Origin of the sequence: Caballeronia hypogeia (assembly GCF_001544875.2) — a bacterium.
Classification (GTDB): Bacteria; Pseudomonadota; Gammaproteobacteria; order Burkholderiales; family Burkholderiaceae; genus Caballeronia; species Caballeronia hypogeia.
Genome location: NZ_FCOA02000001.1, coordinates 444,486 through 459,387, shown reverse-complemented (window position 1 = coordinate 459,387; position 14,902 = coordinate 444,486). Strand labels below are relative to the sequence as shown.

Here is a 14,902-nt window from a genome sequence, read left to right as displayed (position 1 = left end):
TGACGACCTCTTTAGCCGCATTTATAGTGAACGCCAGCCAGAAAGCACTGGGGTTCGCGCGCCCGCAATCGAGTCAGCAAATCGGCGCGTCGTTGATGTTCGAGAAATCTCGTTAGCGCTGAAGTATAGCGGAAAACGTCATAAATCCGCCAAACCGGCGGGCACGCTACAGCTTGCCGCCGCGCATGCCGAGCGTCAGCGCGCGCAGCGAACGCACCGTGCGATCCACGTAATGCGGCCGCCCGGCGCCCGGCTTGCGCGCCGACAAGCCGCCGCCCGACGTCTTCGCGACCGGCAGATGCCCGACGATCCACACCGTGCGAATCCCCAGCCGCCGATAGCTCTTCAGATGCCCGCGCGTGTCCTCGACGAGAATTGCGTCCTGCAGGCGCACGTTCGCGCGGCGCATGGTCCGGCGCAGCATGGGCGCGTCGGGCTTGGCGCGCCAGCGATTGCCCTCGCGCATGTCCTCGATCGCGATCACGCGCTCGAACAGCTTCGCGATGCCCAGCTCAGCGAGCACGCTGCGCGCGTAGAGCGTCGGCGCGTTCGTGAGCACGATCTTGCGTCCGGGCAGCGCGCGCAGGATGCGCGTGAGGCCGCGCTCGGCGCGCACCATCGAAGGCAGATCGGCGAAGGTGTGCACCACGCGCAGGAAGTCGGCCGGATCGACGCCGTGATGCTTCACGAGCCCGAGCAGCGTCGCGCCGTAACGCACCGTGTAGCCCACGCGCAGCCGGTTCGCCTCGTCGACATCGACGTTCAGGCGATCCATGATGTACTCGGTCATGCCGCGGTTGATCGCCGGAAAAATGGCGTGCGACGCGTGATGCAGCGTGTTGTCGAGATCGAAGAGCCAGACGGGGCCGTTCGGTTTCACGCGGCGCTGGGGGGACGGACGATGCGTGGTCACGTAGTTATTCACACGGAAAAACGCCCGCGCGGCGGCGGGCGTTTGAGAGGCGGGGACAAGCTCAATGCGAGCGGATCATCGTGCCGAACGGCTGTTCGGTGAGAATCTCGAGCAGCACCGAATGCTCGATGCGCCCGTCGATGATGTGCACCGAGCGCACGCCGCTCTTCGCGGCATCGAGCGCGGAGGAGATCTTCGGCAGCATGCCGCCGGAAATGGTGCCGTCGGCGAACAGCGCGTCGATCTCGCGCGCGGAAAGGTCCGTGAGCAGATTGCCTTCCTTGTCCATCACGCCGGGGATGTTCGTCATCATGACGAGCTTTTCCGCGTTCAGCACGACCGCCAGCTTGCCCGCGACGAGGTCCGCGTTGATGTTGTACGAGAGCCCGTCTTCGCCGAAACCAATAGGCGAAATGACCGGAATGAACGCGTCGTCCTGCAGCGCCTTCACGACTGCCGGGTTGATCGCCTCGACCTCGCCCACCTGACCGATGTCGATGAACTGGCCCGGATTATCGCGATCCGGCATCAGCAGCTTGCGCGCGTGGATGAGGCCGCCGTCCTTGCCGGTCAGGCCGACAGCGTGACCGCCGAAGTGGTTGATCAGCGTGACGATGTCCTGCTGCACCTCGCCGCCGAGCACCCACTCGACGACTTCCATCGTCTCTTCGTCGGTGACGCGCATGCCTTGGATGAAGGTGCCTTGCTTGCCGATCTTCTTCAGCGCCTGGTCGATCTGCGGGCCGCCGCCGTGCACGATCACCGGATTGATGCCGACGAGCTTCAGCAAGATGACGTCGCGCGCGAAGCCCTGCTTGAGGCGCTCTTCGGTCATGGCATTACCGCCGTATTTGATCACGACCGTCTTGCCGTGATACTGACGGATGTAGGGCAGCGCCTCGGCCAGGATTTCAGCCTTCAGGGTAGGCGCGATTTGCGTGAGATCGGGTTGCTCGGACATGGCGGCGAATAAGGCGAGGGAGCGTTTAAACACGCCGAATTGTACAGGACCGACGCGGCGCAGCATGACGAATTGCCGCGGCGGGCGACGTTTTCCGGCGGACCGGCCGGCATGCGATCATCGTTCGGGCGGATTGATGACAGGATGATGAACGATTCCCCTGAAACAAAAATGGCCAGCACCGCGGCGACGCAAAAATGCGCGCGATGCGGCGCGCCGTTTCGCTGCGGCGCGCGCGCAGGCGATTCGACCTGCTGGTGCGCCGGAATGTCTGCGTTGCCGCTCGAACGTCTGCGCGCGGACGAAAGCTGCCTGTGCCCGGCGTGCCTCGCGGCGGAGATCGCGCGCGTCGCCGATCCGGATTAGCAGACCGCATGCCGTGCCGTCCGCGACATCGGGTGCGACAAATCGCGCCAGATGCCGCAGCAGGCCCGATGCAAGCGGGATAATGTCGCATCGGGCGCGCCGCGCGCCGACAGGGCACTCAACCAGATGCATCGCATAACCAACACCGGACGCGTCAATCTCGGCCATCTCTTCTGGCTTCGCTCGCTCGCGATCATCGGCCAGTTGACGACCATCGCTGTCGTGCAAATTTTCTTCGGAGCGAAGCTTCCGCTTCCCGCGATGCTCCTCGTCGTCGCGCTCGAAATGATCTTCAACGGCCTCACCTGGTTGCGCGTCGCGCGGGCGCGGCAGGAGACGAATTCCGAGTTGTTCGGCCAGATGCTCGTCGACCTGGGCGCGCTCTCGGCGCTGCTGTTCCTCTCGGGCGGCGCGACCAATCCGTTCGTCACGCTCTATCTGCCTTCGCTTGCAATCGCCGCCGCCGTGCTGCCGTGGACCATGATGGCCTGCCTCGCGCTTTTCGCCGTCGCCTGCTACGCGCTGCTCAGCTACAACTTCGTGCCGCTCAATATCGAGAATCCGGCCAATCTCTTCGATTATTTCCGCACCGGCCTGTGGGTCAACTTCATGGTGAGCGTCGGGCTGATCGGCTGGTTCGTCGCGCGCATGTCGCGTGCGCTGCGCGTGCGCGACGCCGCGCTCGCCGACGCCCAGCAGCGTCATCTGCGCGACGAACGCGCGGTCGCGCTCGGCGTGCAGGCGGCGACCGTCGCGCACGAGATGGGCACGCCGCTCTCCACCATCGCGATGCTGTCCGAAGAATTGCGCGACTCCGCGGCACACGACAAGAACCTCGCGCCCTACGCGGCCGATTTCGAACTGCTCGAGCAGCAAATGGCGCTCTGCACCTCGGCGCTCGCGCGTCTGCGCAGCCGCGCGACGGGGCCGTCGAGCCGCCAGCCGCTCGACGAATGGCTCACGAGCTTCATCGAGCAATGGCGGCTGCGGCATCCGCAGGTGAAGTTCGCGAAGATCGCCTCGATGCCCGCCGACGCGTCGATCGACGACGCCGTGGCCGTCGGCCAGATTCTGACGATCCTGCTCGACAACGCGGCGCGCGCGAGCAGTGAATCGGTGACCTTGCAGGCGTCGGTGGAAAACATCGACGGCACGGATTGCGTGCGCCTGGACGTGTGCGACCGCGGCCCGGGCATTCCGGCCGCGCTGCGCGGCACGCTCGGCGCGGGGCCGGTCGACAGCACACAGGGCGGCCACGGCGTCGGCCTGTATCTGGCGTTCGCGGCGGCGGCGCGGCTTTCCGGCTCGATCGAGCTCATCGACGGCAAGCCGCGCGGCACGTGCGCGGTGTTGCGTCTGCCGAACCGCGGCGCGGTCGCGGCGCAGGCGTCGCAGGCCAGGACTGAACGAAGCGGCGCGGCCTGAACTCGAACCCGGGCGCACCACAGCGGTACTACGGAGAAAAAAACATGAGCGATATGAACTTTCTGATCATCGACGACGATGAAGTCTTTTCCGGCATTCTCGCCCGGGGCCTCACGCGGCGCGGCTACACGCCGCTCCAGGCGCACGACGCCGACGAAGCGCTGAAGCTCGCCAACCAGCAGAAGTTCGGCCAGATCACGGTCGACCTGCATCTGGGCAACGATTCCGGCCTGCGGCTCGTCGCGCCGCTGCGCGATCTGCAGCCCGACGCGCGCATTCTCGTGCTGACCGGCTACGCGAGCATCGCGACGGCGGTGCAGGCGGTGAAAGACGGCGCGGACAATTACCTCGCGAAGCCGGCCAACGTCGAGACGATTCTCGCCGCGCTTCACGAGCAGGCGAGCGAGCAGACAGCCGAGGAGGCGATCGAGAACCCGACTTTGCTGTCCGTCGCGCGGCTCGAATGGGAGCACATTCAGCGAGCGCTCGCCGAGAACAACGGCAATATTTCGGCGACGGCGCGCGCGCTCAACATGCATCGGCGCACGCTGCAACGCAAGCTGGCGAAGAAGCCGGTTCGACAGTGACGCGGATTCGCGCGCGGGGCGTTCGCGGCTGCGCGCGATGTTCGAAGATGGGATTTGAGCAGTGACCGGCAGGCTTGCCGGCGCGCTGGAGCGCGAAAACCGAAGCCCCAAAAAAAGAACCGCCCAAGCCGGGTGCCAAGGGCGGAAATCGGAGAGTTGCAACGACTACATGTGCTACTACATGGAACACGCACATGAACAGAATACGTTGCAGGGCGGATCGGCCATATAAGAAAACTCCCAATTAAGAATCTCCTTACTTTGTCTGCTTTTTGGCAGCTTTCTTTCGTCCGCTCTTTCGGACTTCTTACGCGGATATTTCAACGCTCATCCGCACGACGTTATCTCCCTCATACGCGCTCAAGAAAGTCGAATCGAGCGCCGTAAAGCCACTCTGTGCGCGAACCAAGGTTCGCATCGCGCTGTCCGCGGGCGTCGTCTGCGGGGCGCCGGCTTTTGCGTGCGACCGGGCGCGGCGATGAATTACCGCGCCCGGCCGACGAGAGGAGACATCGATGAAATGGTTTGACCGCCTGTCCGTGCTCAACAAGCTGTTGCTGTCTTTTGCGGTGGTGATCCTGTTCACCGCGGGCGTGGGCGCCACCGGCGTGATTTCGCTGGCGAAGATGAACGGGCTGATCGAGGAAATCGGCGACCGTCACATGGACGGTCTGTACTGGGTCGAGGAAGTCAACAAGCACAAGCTCAACACCGATCTGGCCGCGGCCAACCTGACTTTCGCGGATGACGCGGGCAAGACAAAGCTCAAGGAAGGCATGGCGGGCTCGCTCGACAGCATGCACCGCGCGTTCGAGCGCATGCGCCCGACGATCCGCTCCGCCGAGGGCATCGCGCTCTACGACGCGGCGAACAAGTCCGTTGCGGCGTGGGAGGACATCGTGCTGATGCAGATGGGCAAGAAAGCGATGCCGATCGACGTCGATCAAATGGGGCTCGTCGCGCGCGCGATCGCCGCGAGCGAGCAGGCCCGCGAGGCGCTCGAGCGTCTCGCCGACTTCAAGCGCAAGCGCGCGACCGAGGCGCGCAACGACGCGGCGTCGGAATACGCAATGATGCGCAGCGTGATGATCGCTTTCGTGTTCGGCGCGATCGTCGCGGGCGCGCTGCTCGCGGTGCTGATCGGACGGCGTCTTTCGACGCAGCTCGGCGGCGAGCCGGCTTACGCGGCCGATATCGCCGATCGCATCGCGCGCGGCGACCTGACGGCGCGCATCGCCACCCGTCCCGGCGACGACAGCAGCATGCTCGCGAGCCTCGGCAACATGAGCGCGAAGCTCGCGGATATCGTCGGCGGCATCCGTCATTCGAGCGATTCGATCCTGTTCGCGTCGCGGGAAATCGCGCAAGGCAATACGGACCTTTCGCAGCGCACGGAGGAGCAGGCGGCGTCGCTGGAGGAAACCGCGTCGAGCATGGAGCAGCTCACCCAGACCGTGCGCCAGAACGCGACCAATGCGGACGAGGCGAGCGGCCTGGCGCGCGGCGCGTCGGATGTATCGGCGCGCGGCAGCGAGCTGGTCGGCGAGGTGGTGGACAACATGCGCGAGCTGGCGTCCGGCTCCAAGCGCATGACGGACATCATCGCCGTGATCGAGGGCATCGCGTTCCAGACCAATATCCTCGCGCTGAACGCGGCCGTGGAAGCCGCGCGCGCGGGTGAGGAAGGGCGCGGCTTCGCGGTGGTCGCAGGCGAAGTGCGCTCGCTCGCGCAACGCAGCGCGATGTCGGCGAAGGAGATCAAGGAACTGATCGAGGCGTCGACGGCGCGCGTGGACAGCGGCGCGGCGCTGGCCGAGCGTGCGGGCGCGACGATGGCCGAAGTGACGCAGGCCGTGCAGCGGGTCACCGACATCATGGCGCAGATTTCGTCGGCGTCGCACGAGCAGAGCGCGGGCATCGAACAGGTGAACCGCGCGGTCGCGCAGATGGATCAGGTCACGCAGCAGAACGCGGCGCTGGTGGAGCAGGCCGCCGCCGCTGCGGGCGCGATGGCCGATCAGGCCGAGCATCTGAAAAGCGCGGTGGCGGTGTTCGAACTGGCGCGCGGCGGGTGATTGGGCGCCACGACGCGACGCGTAGCGGGCGCACGACGGCCAAACGGTCGTAATATCGGCTCGCTTGCCACCCGAGAGCCTGCTCCGTACACTCGCGCCTGTTTTTTACATCCAGCGCGCCGCACGGACGGCGCCAACCGCGAAGGAGCCCCGCCGATGTCCGATTCCTATTTCCCGCGCTGGCCCGTTCAGCCGGACGCCCAGGAGGGGCGCGTCGTCGCCCCCGACGAGCGCCTCGCCTGGCCGCAGATGATCGCGATGGGCGTGCAGCACGTCGTCGCGATGTTCGGCTCGACCGTGCTCGCGCCGCTCCTGATGGGCTTCGATCCCAATCTGTGCATCTTCATGTCGGGCATCGGCACACTGCTGTTCTTCGTGCTGGTGGGCGGGCGCGTGCCGAGCTATCTCGGTTCGAGCTTCGCGTTCATCGGTCTGGTGATCGCGGTGACGGGGTACGGCGGACACGGCCCGAACCTGAACATCGGGGTGGCGCTGGGCGGGATCATCGCGTGCGGCGTGGCTTACGCGATCATCGGGCTGATCGTGGCGGCGGTCGGCACGAAGTGGATCGAAACGCTGATGCCTCCGGTCGTGACGGGCGCGATCGTCTGCGTGATCGGGCTGAATCTCGCGCCGATCGCCGTGAAGGGCGTGATGGGCAGCAGCTTCGAATCGTGGATGGCGCTCGTCACCGTGCTGTGCGTGGGCGCGGTGGCGGTGTTCGCGCGCGGCATGGCGCAGCGCCTCCTGATCCTGATCGGCCTCGCGATCGCATACCTCATTTATGCGGTGCTGACGAACGGCATGGGCATGGGCAAGCCGATCGATTTCGCGATCGTCGCGAACGCAGCCTGGTTCGGCATGCCGCACTTCACCGCGCCCGTGTTCGAAGCGCCCGCGATGACGCTGATCGCGCCCGTCGCGATCATTCTGGTGGCGGAGAATCTCGGTCACATCAAGGCTGTCGGCGCGATGACGGGCAAGAGCCTCGATAAGTACATCGGCCGGGCGTTCATCGGCGATGGCATCGCGACGGTCGTTTCCGGCTTCGCGGGCGGCACGGGCGTGACGACGTATGCGGAGAATATCGGCGTGATGGCCGTCACCAAGATCTATTCGACGCTCGTGTTCGTGATCGCGGCGCTGTTCGCGATCGTGCTCGGCTTTTCGCCGAAGTTCGGCGCGCTCATTCAGACCATTCCGGGACCGGTGCTGGGCGGTGTGTCGATCGTCGTGTTCGGGTTGATCGCCGTGACCGGCGCGCGGATCTGGGTCGTCAACAAGGTCGATTTCTCGAACAACCGGAATCTGATCGTGGCGGCGGTGACGCTCGTGCTCGGCACCGGCGATTTCACGCTCAAGCTCGGCGGGTTCGCGCTCGGCGGCATCGGCACGGCTACGTTCGGCGCGATTATTTTCTATGCGTTGTTGCGGCGCCGCGAGTCCGGCGTGATCTGACGCGAAGCGCTTCAGGCGGATGACATGCGAAGCCCGATTGCCCTTGTGCAATCGGGCTTTTTGTTGTCACGCGCGGTCCGCGTTCAGGCCGCCGTCCCCCGCTTCCGGTTCACGATCGCCGTCTCCGACAAATCGATCTCCCGCATCAGCTTGTTCAAGGTCTCGTCGTTGATATCCTGAAGCGTGCGCAGCTTGAGCAATTCCGCGCGTTCGGCCCGCAGCGCCGCCATCTTCAGCCGCGTCTCCACCATCTCGCTCTTCTTCGCCGCCTTGCGCGGCGCTTCATCGTCGCCGAGCGATTCCAGCCGGCGCCGGTACATGCCCATGACGCGCGCCGTCGAGTCGGCGCAGCGCGCGGACGCGGCTTCGTCCATGTCCTCGATCAGTTCGTCGTGTGTGTCGTCGATCGCGCGGATCGCCGCCTGCGCCGCGCGCAGCCGCGCCATGCGCTCTTCCGCCGCGTGCGGATTGCGCTCGCGCTCGATGCCGCGCAGCAGCAGCGGCAAACCGACGACCGCGATCAGCAGCGACACCAGAATCACCGCCGAGGCGATGAAGATCGCCAGATCGCGGCCCGCGAGCGGCGCGCCGTTGTCGAGCGCGACGGGCAGCGACAGCACGCCCGCGAGCGTGACCGCGCCGCGCACGCCGGCGATGGTCGTCAACGCGAGCGTGCGCATGCCGGGCGCGGCGCTCTCCAGTCCCTGCTTCGCTGTCTTGCGCGCCGCCACCCAGCGCAGCGAATAGACCCACACGAAACGCAGCGCGTAGAGCGCGACCAGCGTCGCGAACACATAGCCGATCAGCAAGCCGACCTGGAAGTTACCGTCGTGATGCGCCTCGACCACCGCCTGCCCGAGGATGTGCGGAAACTGCAGGCCGAGCAGGATGAACACCATGCCGTTGAAGACGAATTCGATCATCGTCCAGGTGCTCGTCATGCGTACGCGCACGGCGCTCGGAATGCTGGCGCGCAGGCTCTGGATGTTCATCATCATGCCCGCCGACACCGCCGCGAGAATGCCCGAGCAGCCCGTGTGCTCCGCGACGACATAGGACGCGAACGGAATCAGGATGGTCAGGATCACGCCCGCCGCGGGGTCGTCGTCCTCGGAGAATTTCAGCAGGCGCGCCGGAATCTCCGTGACCGCCCAGCTGATCGCCGCGCCGATCGCGAGCCCGCCCGCCGCGATGATGAAGAAGCTGATGGTCGCGTCGCGCAGGGAAAACACGCCCGTGAGCGCAGCGGCGATCGCGAACTTCAGCGCGACCAGACCCGACGCGTCGTTCATCAGCGCCTCGCCTTCGAGGATATGCATCAGGTTCGCCGGAATCCGCTTGCGCCCGGCGATGCCCGTGAGCGCGACCGCATCGGTCGGGGAGAGCACGGCGGCGAGCGCGAACGCGACGGGCAGCGGCATTGACGGAATCATCGCGTGCAGGAAGTAGCCGAGCACGCCGACCGTCAGGAACACGAGCCCGAGCGCGAGCATCAGGATCGCGCGGCTCTGCATGTAGAGCTCGCGTTTCGGAATGCGCCAGCCGTCCGCGAACAGCAGCGGCGGAATGAACAGCAGCATGAAGAGCTCGGGGTCGAACGTGACGTGCAGGCGGAAGCCCGGCCAGGCGAGACATGCGCCGATGGCGATCTGGATCAGCGGCAGTGGCAACTTGATCGGAAGCAGGCTCAGGCCAAATCCCGAAAGCGCCACGGCAAGCAGAAGAATGAGGACGGTAAATACGATTTCCATGTGTGCGTTACAGCACGACCCGCGCGGGCGGCCGGCACGCGCGACGTCTAGCATTGTTTCGATGAGCCGAGAGTTTAGCCCCTACCCGCAAAGTGGTCAGCGGCCGTTGCCAGCGACGTGCACCGCGACGGTGCGCGTGCACGGCAGTCGGCCTGTTCGCGGTGCATCGCACGCGTAAAACGCCGACGAATCGGGAGGCGTCGCGCGCATGGAGCTTGCTTTATCGAAAGCCACGGGACACCGAGACTCCCGGCGAGATCATCGAGGGCTGTTCAATGAAAAAAGTAGAGAGCGTTGAGGAGAGGGCATCGACATGGTGATCGCCAATCCCGAGAAGCCGACCATCAACGCGCGCAGCTTCGAGCTGGGCGTGATGTCCGGGCTCGAGCGCTATTCGGTCGAGCATGGCGACTGGACCTTGTCGAGTGTCTTTCAGCCGGTGTTCAGCCTGTCGCACATGCGCGCCGTCGGCTACGAAGGGCTGCTGCGCGCGCACGATGCGCTCGACCGCCCGGTGTCCCCGCTCGACGTGTTCGGACAGGCGTCGCGCGTCGGCGAGGCGCTGCAGATCGACCGGCTCGCGCAGGCGCTGCATCTCGAAAACTTCAAGATGCTCGGCGCGAAAGACGAATGGCTCTTTCTGAACGTGCATCCGGGCGCGCTGACCGAGCCGTATCACGCGGCGTCGTTGCTGGCGAATCTGAAGCGCCTGAATATCGAGCCGCGTCGCGTGGTGCTGGAAGTGCTGGAACAGAGCGCGGAGGATATCGAACGGCTCGCGCTCGCCGTACAGCAGTTCCGCGAACAGGGCTTTCTCATCGCGCTCGACGATTTCGGCGCGGGGCATACGAACATCGAACGGATCTGGCAGCTCGATCCGGATATCGTCAAGCTCGACCGCGTGATGCTCTCGCACGCCGGCCACAACGTGCACGCGCCGCAGTCGGCGCGCACGCTCAAGCAGCGGCGCAACATGGAGGCGGTGCTTTCCGGGATCGTCTCGCTGCTGCACGAGGCGGGCAAGCTGGTGCTGATCGAAGGCGTCGAGACCGAGCACGAGGCGCAGCTCGCGCTCGCGAGCGGCGCGGACTTCGCGCAGGGCTTTTTCTTCGCGCGGCCGCATCCGGGGCTGGCCGACAGCGTGCATGCGCGCGACGTGATCGGCGAGCTGACCGAGCGTTATCGGCTGCAGACGGAAGCGCGCGAGCGGCGCGTGGCGACGCGGCTTCAGCCCTATGTCCGCGCCTTCGAGCGCGCCGCGGAACGGCTCGCGGCGGGCGAACCGCTCGACGAAGTCTGCTGGAATTTCCTTGCGCTCGACAACGCCGCCCGCTGCTTCCTGCTCGATCAGAACGGCCGGCAGGCGGACCGCAACGTCGTGCTGCGCGCGGACCGCGCCGCGCACGAGGCGCGCTTTCTGCCGCTCATCGACGCGCAGGGCGCCAACTGGCTGCGTCGCCCGTACTTCCGCGCGGCGCTCGGCGACCCCGAGCGCGTGCACGTGACGAAGCCGTATCTGTCGATCAACGAAGCGATGCCCTGCGTGACGCTTTCCGTGGAGACGCGTTCGCGAGGCCAGCGCTGCGTGCTGTGCGGCGACATCGACTGGCTCGCGGACGATATTGACTGATCGCTTCGCTTACTTGGCGACCACCACGGGGATGCCCTTCAGCGACGACGCGCCCTTCATCGTGTCGATGGCGGCGCGCACCGCGTCGCCCGTCGCCGCCTCGATGCCGACGCGCGCCGCGATGCCGCGTTCGCCGCGCTTGACCGTGGCGACGCTGGCGAGCTTCACGTGCCCGTAGCCGCGCACCTTCTCGAACAGCGCGGCGAGCGCTTCGATATCTTTCGCGTTGGCGGCGTCGAGCTTCGCGAGGGCGCGCGTCATCGTTACTTCGAAGTCGTCGGCGAGCTGGCGTTCCATGCGGCGTTCGAGCGTCCTGCCGAAGACATCGAGCGCGGTGCCGCGCAGCGCGCGCATCTTCGCGAGCGCGCCGAACACGGGCCACATCCACTGGCCGAAGGTTTTCTTCTGCGGCACGCCGCCGTGTGACAGAACAGGCGGCGCGAGATTGAACTTCACCGTGTAGCTATCGCCCGCCGTGCCTTCGAACTGCGCGGCGAGCGCGGCGCGAAACGCCGGGTCGGCGTGCAGGCGCGCGACTTCGTATTCGTCCTTCACCGCGAGCAGCTTGTAGAACGAAATCGCGATGGCGCGCGCGACGGCTTCATTGGCCGCCGCTTTCGAGATCAGCTTGCGATAACGCGTCACGTACTTCGCTCCGCCGTAAGCGAGCAGCCGTTCCTCGCGATCGCGGATCAGTTCGGGCAGGCTCATCTGATCCATCGCGACGTGCTTCGCCACGACTTGCGCCGTCAGCGATTCCAGCGCGGTCATGTCCGACGCCGCGAGCCGGCCGATGGAAAACGCCAGCTTGTTCGCCGCCACCGCGACGTTGTTCAGCTCGATCGCGCGCATCAGCGCCGCGTGCGACAGCGGCACGAGACCGAGCTGCCACGCGAAACCCAGCATCAGAATATTCGCGCCGATGGTGTCGCCGAGGAAACGCTGCGCGAGCGCCTGGGCGTCGCAGGAACGCATCGCGTCGTGAGCGCCGGGACCGGCGGCGTGACGCATCTTGTCGAGGAGCGCGTCGGCGTGAAGATTCGCTTCGGGGTTCTGCACGAAGCTCGCGTTCGGAATCGCGTGCGTGTTCACGACGATCTTCGTGCGATCGTGCCGCACCGTCTGCAACGCTTCCGGGCTCGCGCCGACGACCATGTCGCAGGCGAGCAGCAGGTCGGCCTGCTGCGTGTCGATTCGCACCTGATTGAGCAGCGCGTCCGTCGCCGCGAAGCGCACGAACGACAGCACCGAGCCGCCTTTCTGCGCGAAGCCCATGAAATCGAGCACCGACGCGCTCTTGCCTTCCAGATGCGCCGCCATGCTGATGAGCGCGCCGACCGTCACGACGCCCGTGCCGCCCACTCCGGTCACGAGAATGTCGTAGGGCGCGTTGTCGAGCCGGCCTTGCGGCAGCGGCAGCGCATCGACGCGACGCGCGAGTTCGGCGGGATCGAACGCGTGGCCTTCGGCTTTCTTCAGCTTCGCGCCTTCGAGCGTGACGAAGCTCGGGCAGAAGCCGTTCACGCACGAGTAGTCCTTGTTGCACGACGACTGATCGATGCGTCGCTTGCGTCCCAGCTCCGTTTCAATCGGCTCGACGGACAGGCAATTGGACTGCACGCCGCAATCGCCGCATCCTTCGCAGACGGCCTCGTTGATGAACAGGCGCTTGTCCGGGTCCGGGAATTCGTTCTTTTTGCGGCGGCGGCGCTTTTCGGCGGCGCAGGTCTGGTCGTAGATCAGCACGGTCACGCCCGGCGTGTCGCGCAGACGGCGCTGCACATTGTCCAGCTCGCCGCGATGATGAAACGTCGTGCCGCGCGGGAACTGGTCTTCGTGTCCCTGATACTTCTCCGGCTCGTCGCTGACCACGACCAGCAGCGCGATGCCTTCGGCTTCCACCTGGCGCGCGATCTGCGGCACGGAAATGCTGCCATCGACCGGCTGGCCGCCCGTCATCGCGACGGCGTCGTTGTAGAGAATCTTGTACGTGATGTTCGCCTTTGCGGCCACGGCCTGACGAATCGCGAGAATGCCGGAATGGAAGTACGTGCCGTCGCCGAGGTTCTGGAACACGTGCGGCGTTTTCGTGAACATGGAATGCGAGGCCCAGTCGACGCCTTCGCCGCCCATCTGGATCAGGCCGGTCGTGTCGCGCTCCATCCACGAAGCCATGAAGTGACAGCCGATGCCCGCCTGCGCGACCGATCCTTCCGGCACCTTCGTCGACGTGTTGTGCGGGCAGCCCGAGCAGAAGTAGGGCGTGCGCTTCACTGCGTCGGCGACGTTCGAGAGGATTTGCGGCGCGACCAGATCGACCACCTTGTCGCGTCGATCGAGCGCCGGTTTGTGGCGCGCGAGCCATTGCGCGAAAACCGGCAGCACGCGCGACGGGCGCAATTCACCGAGCGCGCTGAGCAGCGCGACGCCATCGCGCGCGTTCTTGCCGATCACGACCGGGCGCGCGCCATCCATGCGGTTGTACAAGTGATCCTTGATCTGCTGCTCGATGACCGGGCCTTTCTCCTCGATCACCAGCACTTCGCTCAAGCCCTCGACGAAGCTTTCCAGACGCGTCGTTTCCAGCGGATACGACAGGCCGACCTTGTAGATGCGCACGCCGGCGGCATCGAGATCGTCGACGGTGAGTTCGAGGCGGCGCAGCGCTTCCATCAGGTCGAGATGCGCCTTGCCGCAGGTCACGATGCCGACGTTCGCGCGCGGGCTTGGCGCGATCCACTTGTCGATGCTGTTCGTCTTCGCGAAGTGCCGCACCGCGTCGATCTTCGCGGCGAGGCGCGCTTCGATCGTCAGGCTCGGCAGATCGGGCCAGCGGTTGTGCAAGCCGCCTTGCGGCGGCGTGAAATCTTCGGGCGCCTTCCAGTCCATGCGGATCGCATCGAGATCGACAGTCGAGCCGGATTCCACCGTCTCCGAAATCGCCTTGAAGCCGACCCACGCGCCCGAGAAACGCGACAGCGCCCAGCCGTAGATGCCGAACTCCAGCATGTCCGCGACGTTCGACGGATTCACCACCGGCATATGCCACGAGATCATCGTCTGATCGCTCTGATGCGGCATCGATGACGACACGCAGCCGTGGTCATCGCCCGCGACGACCAGCACGCCTCCGTGCGGCGACGAGCCGTAGGCGTTGCCGTGCTTGAGCGCATCGCCTGCGCGGTCGACGCCCGGGCCCTTGCCGTACCACATCGCGAACACGCCATCGACGGTGCGTTCCGCGTCCGATTCCACGCGCTGCGTGCCGAGCACGGCGGTGCCGCCGAGTTCCTCGTTGATCGCGGGCAAAAAGCGCACATCGTGCGACGCGAGCAGTTTTTTCGCTTTCCACAGTTGCTGATCGACCATGCCGAGCGGCGACCCGCGATAGCCGCTGATGAAACCGGCGGTGTTCAGATCGGCGGCGCGATCCAGTTCGCGCTGCATCAGCACGAGGCGCACGAGCGCCTGCGTGCCGGTCAGGAAGATTCGGCCTTTCGTGGCGCTCAGGTTGTCGCTGAGCTGGTAATCCGACAGCGCAGGAGGAAGAAATGCATCGGCGGGGACGCGAGCGTTCATGGAATCTCCGGTCTCTTTTATATATGTGAGGCAATGCGACATTCTTTGCCGACAAAGGCGGAATGTTTTTGCGCACTCGCCGCGATTCGCCCCGCATCGAGAAACAACGCTTTCTTTTTCGAGATACGCGAGAGAAATTTTCTCGTTCCGGCGCGCG

General features: G+C 65.6%; 10 protein-coding genes. 6 read left to right on the top strand and 4 right to left on the bottom strand.

Annotated features, from left to right (window positions below; all coding sequences use genetic code 11):
* Positions 1–166: 166 nt before the first annotated feature.
* Together AWB79_RS02120 and argB are read right to left on the bottom strand one after the other, a co-directional pair.
* Positions 167–913: a pyrimidine 5'-nucleotidase gene (locus tag AWB79_RS02120; protein ID WP_061165945.1), complete on the bottom strand. Its 747-nt coding sequence runs from the start codon at positions 911–913 to the stop codon at positions 167–169.
* 61 nt (positions 914–974) lie between these two features.
* Entirely contained in the window at positions 975–1,874 is a 900-nt protein-coding gene (gene argB, locus AWB79_RS02115) for an acetylglutamate kinase (protein WP_061132650.1), read from the bottom strand.
* 111 nt (positions 1,875–1,985) lie between these two features.
* On the opposite strand from argB, the gene AWB79_RS02110 reads away from it, so the two are divergent.
* The 5 genes from AWB79_RS02110 to AWB79_RS02090 all read left to right on the top strand — a co-directional run bounded on the left by AWB79_RS02110 (position 1,986) and on the right by AWB79_RS02090 (position 7,785).
* Entirely contained in the window at positions 1,986–2,240 is a 255-nt protein-coding gene (locus AWB79_RS02110; RefSeq protein WP_374728516.1) for a cysteine-rich CWC family protein, read from the top strand.
* A gap of 126 nt (positions 2,241–2,366) precedes the next feature.
* Positions 2,367–3,665: an ATP-binding protein gene (locus tag AWB79_RS02105; protein ID WP_061165944.1), complete on the top strand. Its 1,299-nt coding sequence runs from the start codon at positions 2,367–2,369 to the stop codon at positions 3,663–3,665.
* Between the two features lie 44 nt (positions 3,666–3,709).
* A complete protein-coding gene (locus AWB79_RS02100; RefSeq protein ID WP_061165694.1) occupies positions 3,710–4,252 on the top strand; it encodes a response regulator transcription factor in 543 nt (180 codons plus the stop codon).
* Between the two features lie 515 nt (positions 4,253–4,767).
* Positions 4,768–6,327, top strand: a complete 1,560-nt coding sequence (locus tag AWB79_RS02095) for a methyl-accepting chemotaxis protein (protein WP_061165693.1) — start codon at positions 4,768–4,770, stop codon at positions 6,325–6,327.
* Between the two features lie 156 nt (positions 6,328–6,483).
* Positions 6,484–7,785, top strand: coding sequence for a solute carrier family 23 protein (locus AWB79_RS02090; protein WP_061165692.1), 1,302 nt, complete (start codon positions 6,484–6,486; stop codon positions 7,783–7,785).
* A gap of 83 nt (positions 7,786–7,868) precedes the next feature.
* Here the strand turns inward: AWB79_RS02090 and AWB79_RS02085 are convergent, their stop codons facing one another.
* Positions 7,869–9,536 carry a Na+/H+ antiporter gene (locus AWB79_RS02085; RefSeq protein ID WP_061165691.1) on the bottom strand — a complete coding sequence of 556 codons (1,668 nt, stop codon included), beginning with the start codon at positions 9,534–9,536 and terminating at the stop codon, positions 7,869–7,871.
* Between the two features lie 313 nt (positions 9,537–9,849).
* Between AWB79_RS02085 and AWB79_RS02080 the strand changes: the two genes are divergently transcribed.
* Positions 9,850–11,166: an EAL domain-containing protein gene (locus AWB79_RS02080; protein ID WP_061165690.1), complete on the top strand. Its 1,317-nt coding sequence runs from the start codon at positions 9,850–9,852 to the stop codon at positions 11,164–11,166.
* 9 nt (positions 11,167–11,175) lie between these two features.
* On the opposite strand, the gene AWB79_RS02075 is transcribed toward AWB79_RS02080, so the two are convergent.
* On the bottom strand, positions 11,176–14,745 hold the full coding sequence (locus AWB79_RS02075) for an indolepyruvate ferredoxin oxidoreductase family protein (RefSeq protein ID WP_061165689.1): 3,570 nt from the start codon (positions 14,743–14,745) through the stop codon (positions 11,176–11,178).
* Positions 14,746–14,902: the final 157 nt, after the last annotated feature.

Bases quoted from the DNA above. Each gene is read 5' to 3' on its own strand.
- AWB79_RS02110 (WP_374728516.1), top strand. From the start codon at position 1,986: ATGCGATCATCGTTCGGGCGGATTGATGACAGGATGATGAACGATTCC.
- AWB79_RS02100 (WP_061165694.1), top strand. From the start codon at position 3,710: ATGAGCGATATGAACTTTCTGATCATCGACGACGATGAAGTCTTTTCC.
- AWB79_RS02090 (WP_061165692.1), top strand. From the start codon at position 6,484: ATGTCCGATTCCTATTTCCCGCGCTGGCCCGTTCAGCCGGACGCCCAG.
- AWB79_RS02080 (WP_061165690.1), top strand. From the start codon at position 9,850: ATGGTGATCGCCAATCCCGAGAAGCCGACCATCAACGCGCGCAGCTTC.
- AWB79_RS02105 (WP_061165944.1), top strand. From the start codon at position 2,367: ATGCATCGCATAACCAACACCGGACGCGTCAATCTCGGCCATCTCTTC.
- argB (WP_061132650.1), bottom strand. From the start codon at position 1,874: ATGTCCGAGCAACCCGATCTCACGCAAATCGCGCCTACCCTGAAGGCT.
- AWB79_RS02085 (WP_061165691.1), bottom strand. From the start codon at position 9,536: ATGGAAATCGTATTTACCGTCCTCATTCTTCTGCTTGCCGTGGCGCTT.
- AWB79_RS02095 (WP_061165693.1), top strand. From the start codon at position 4,768: ATGAAATGGTTTGACCGCCTGTCCGTGCTCAACAAGCTGTTGCTGTCT.
- AWB79_RS02075 (WP_061165689.1), bottom strand. From the start codon at position 14,745: ATGAACGCTCGCGTCCCCGCCGATGCATTTCTTCCTCCTGCGCTGTCG.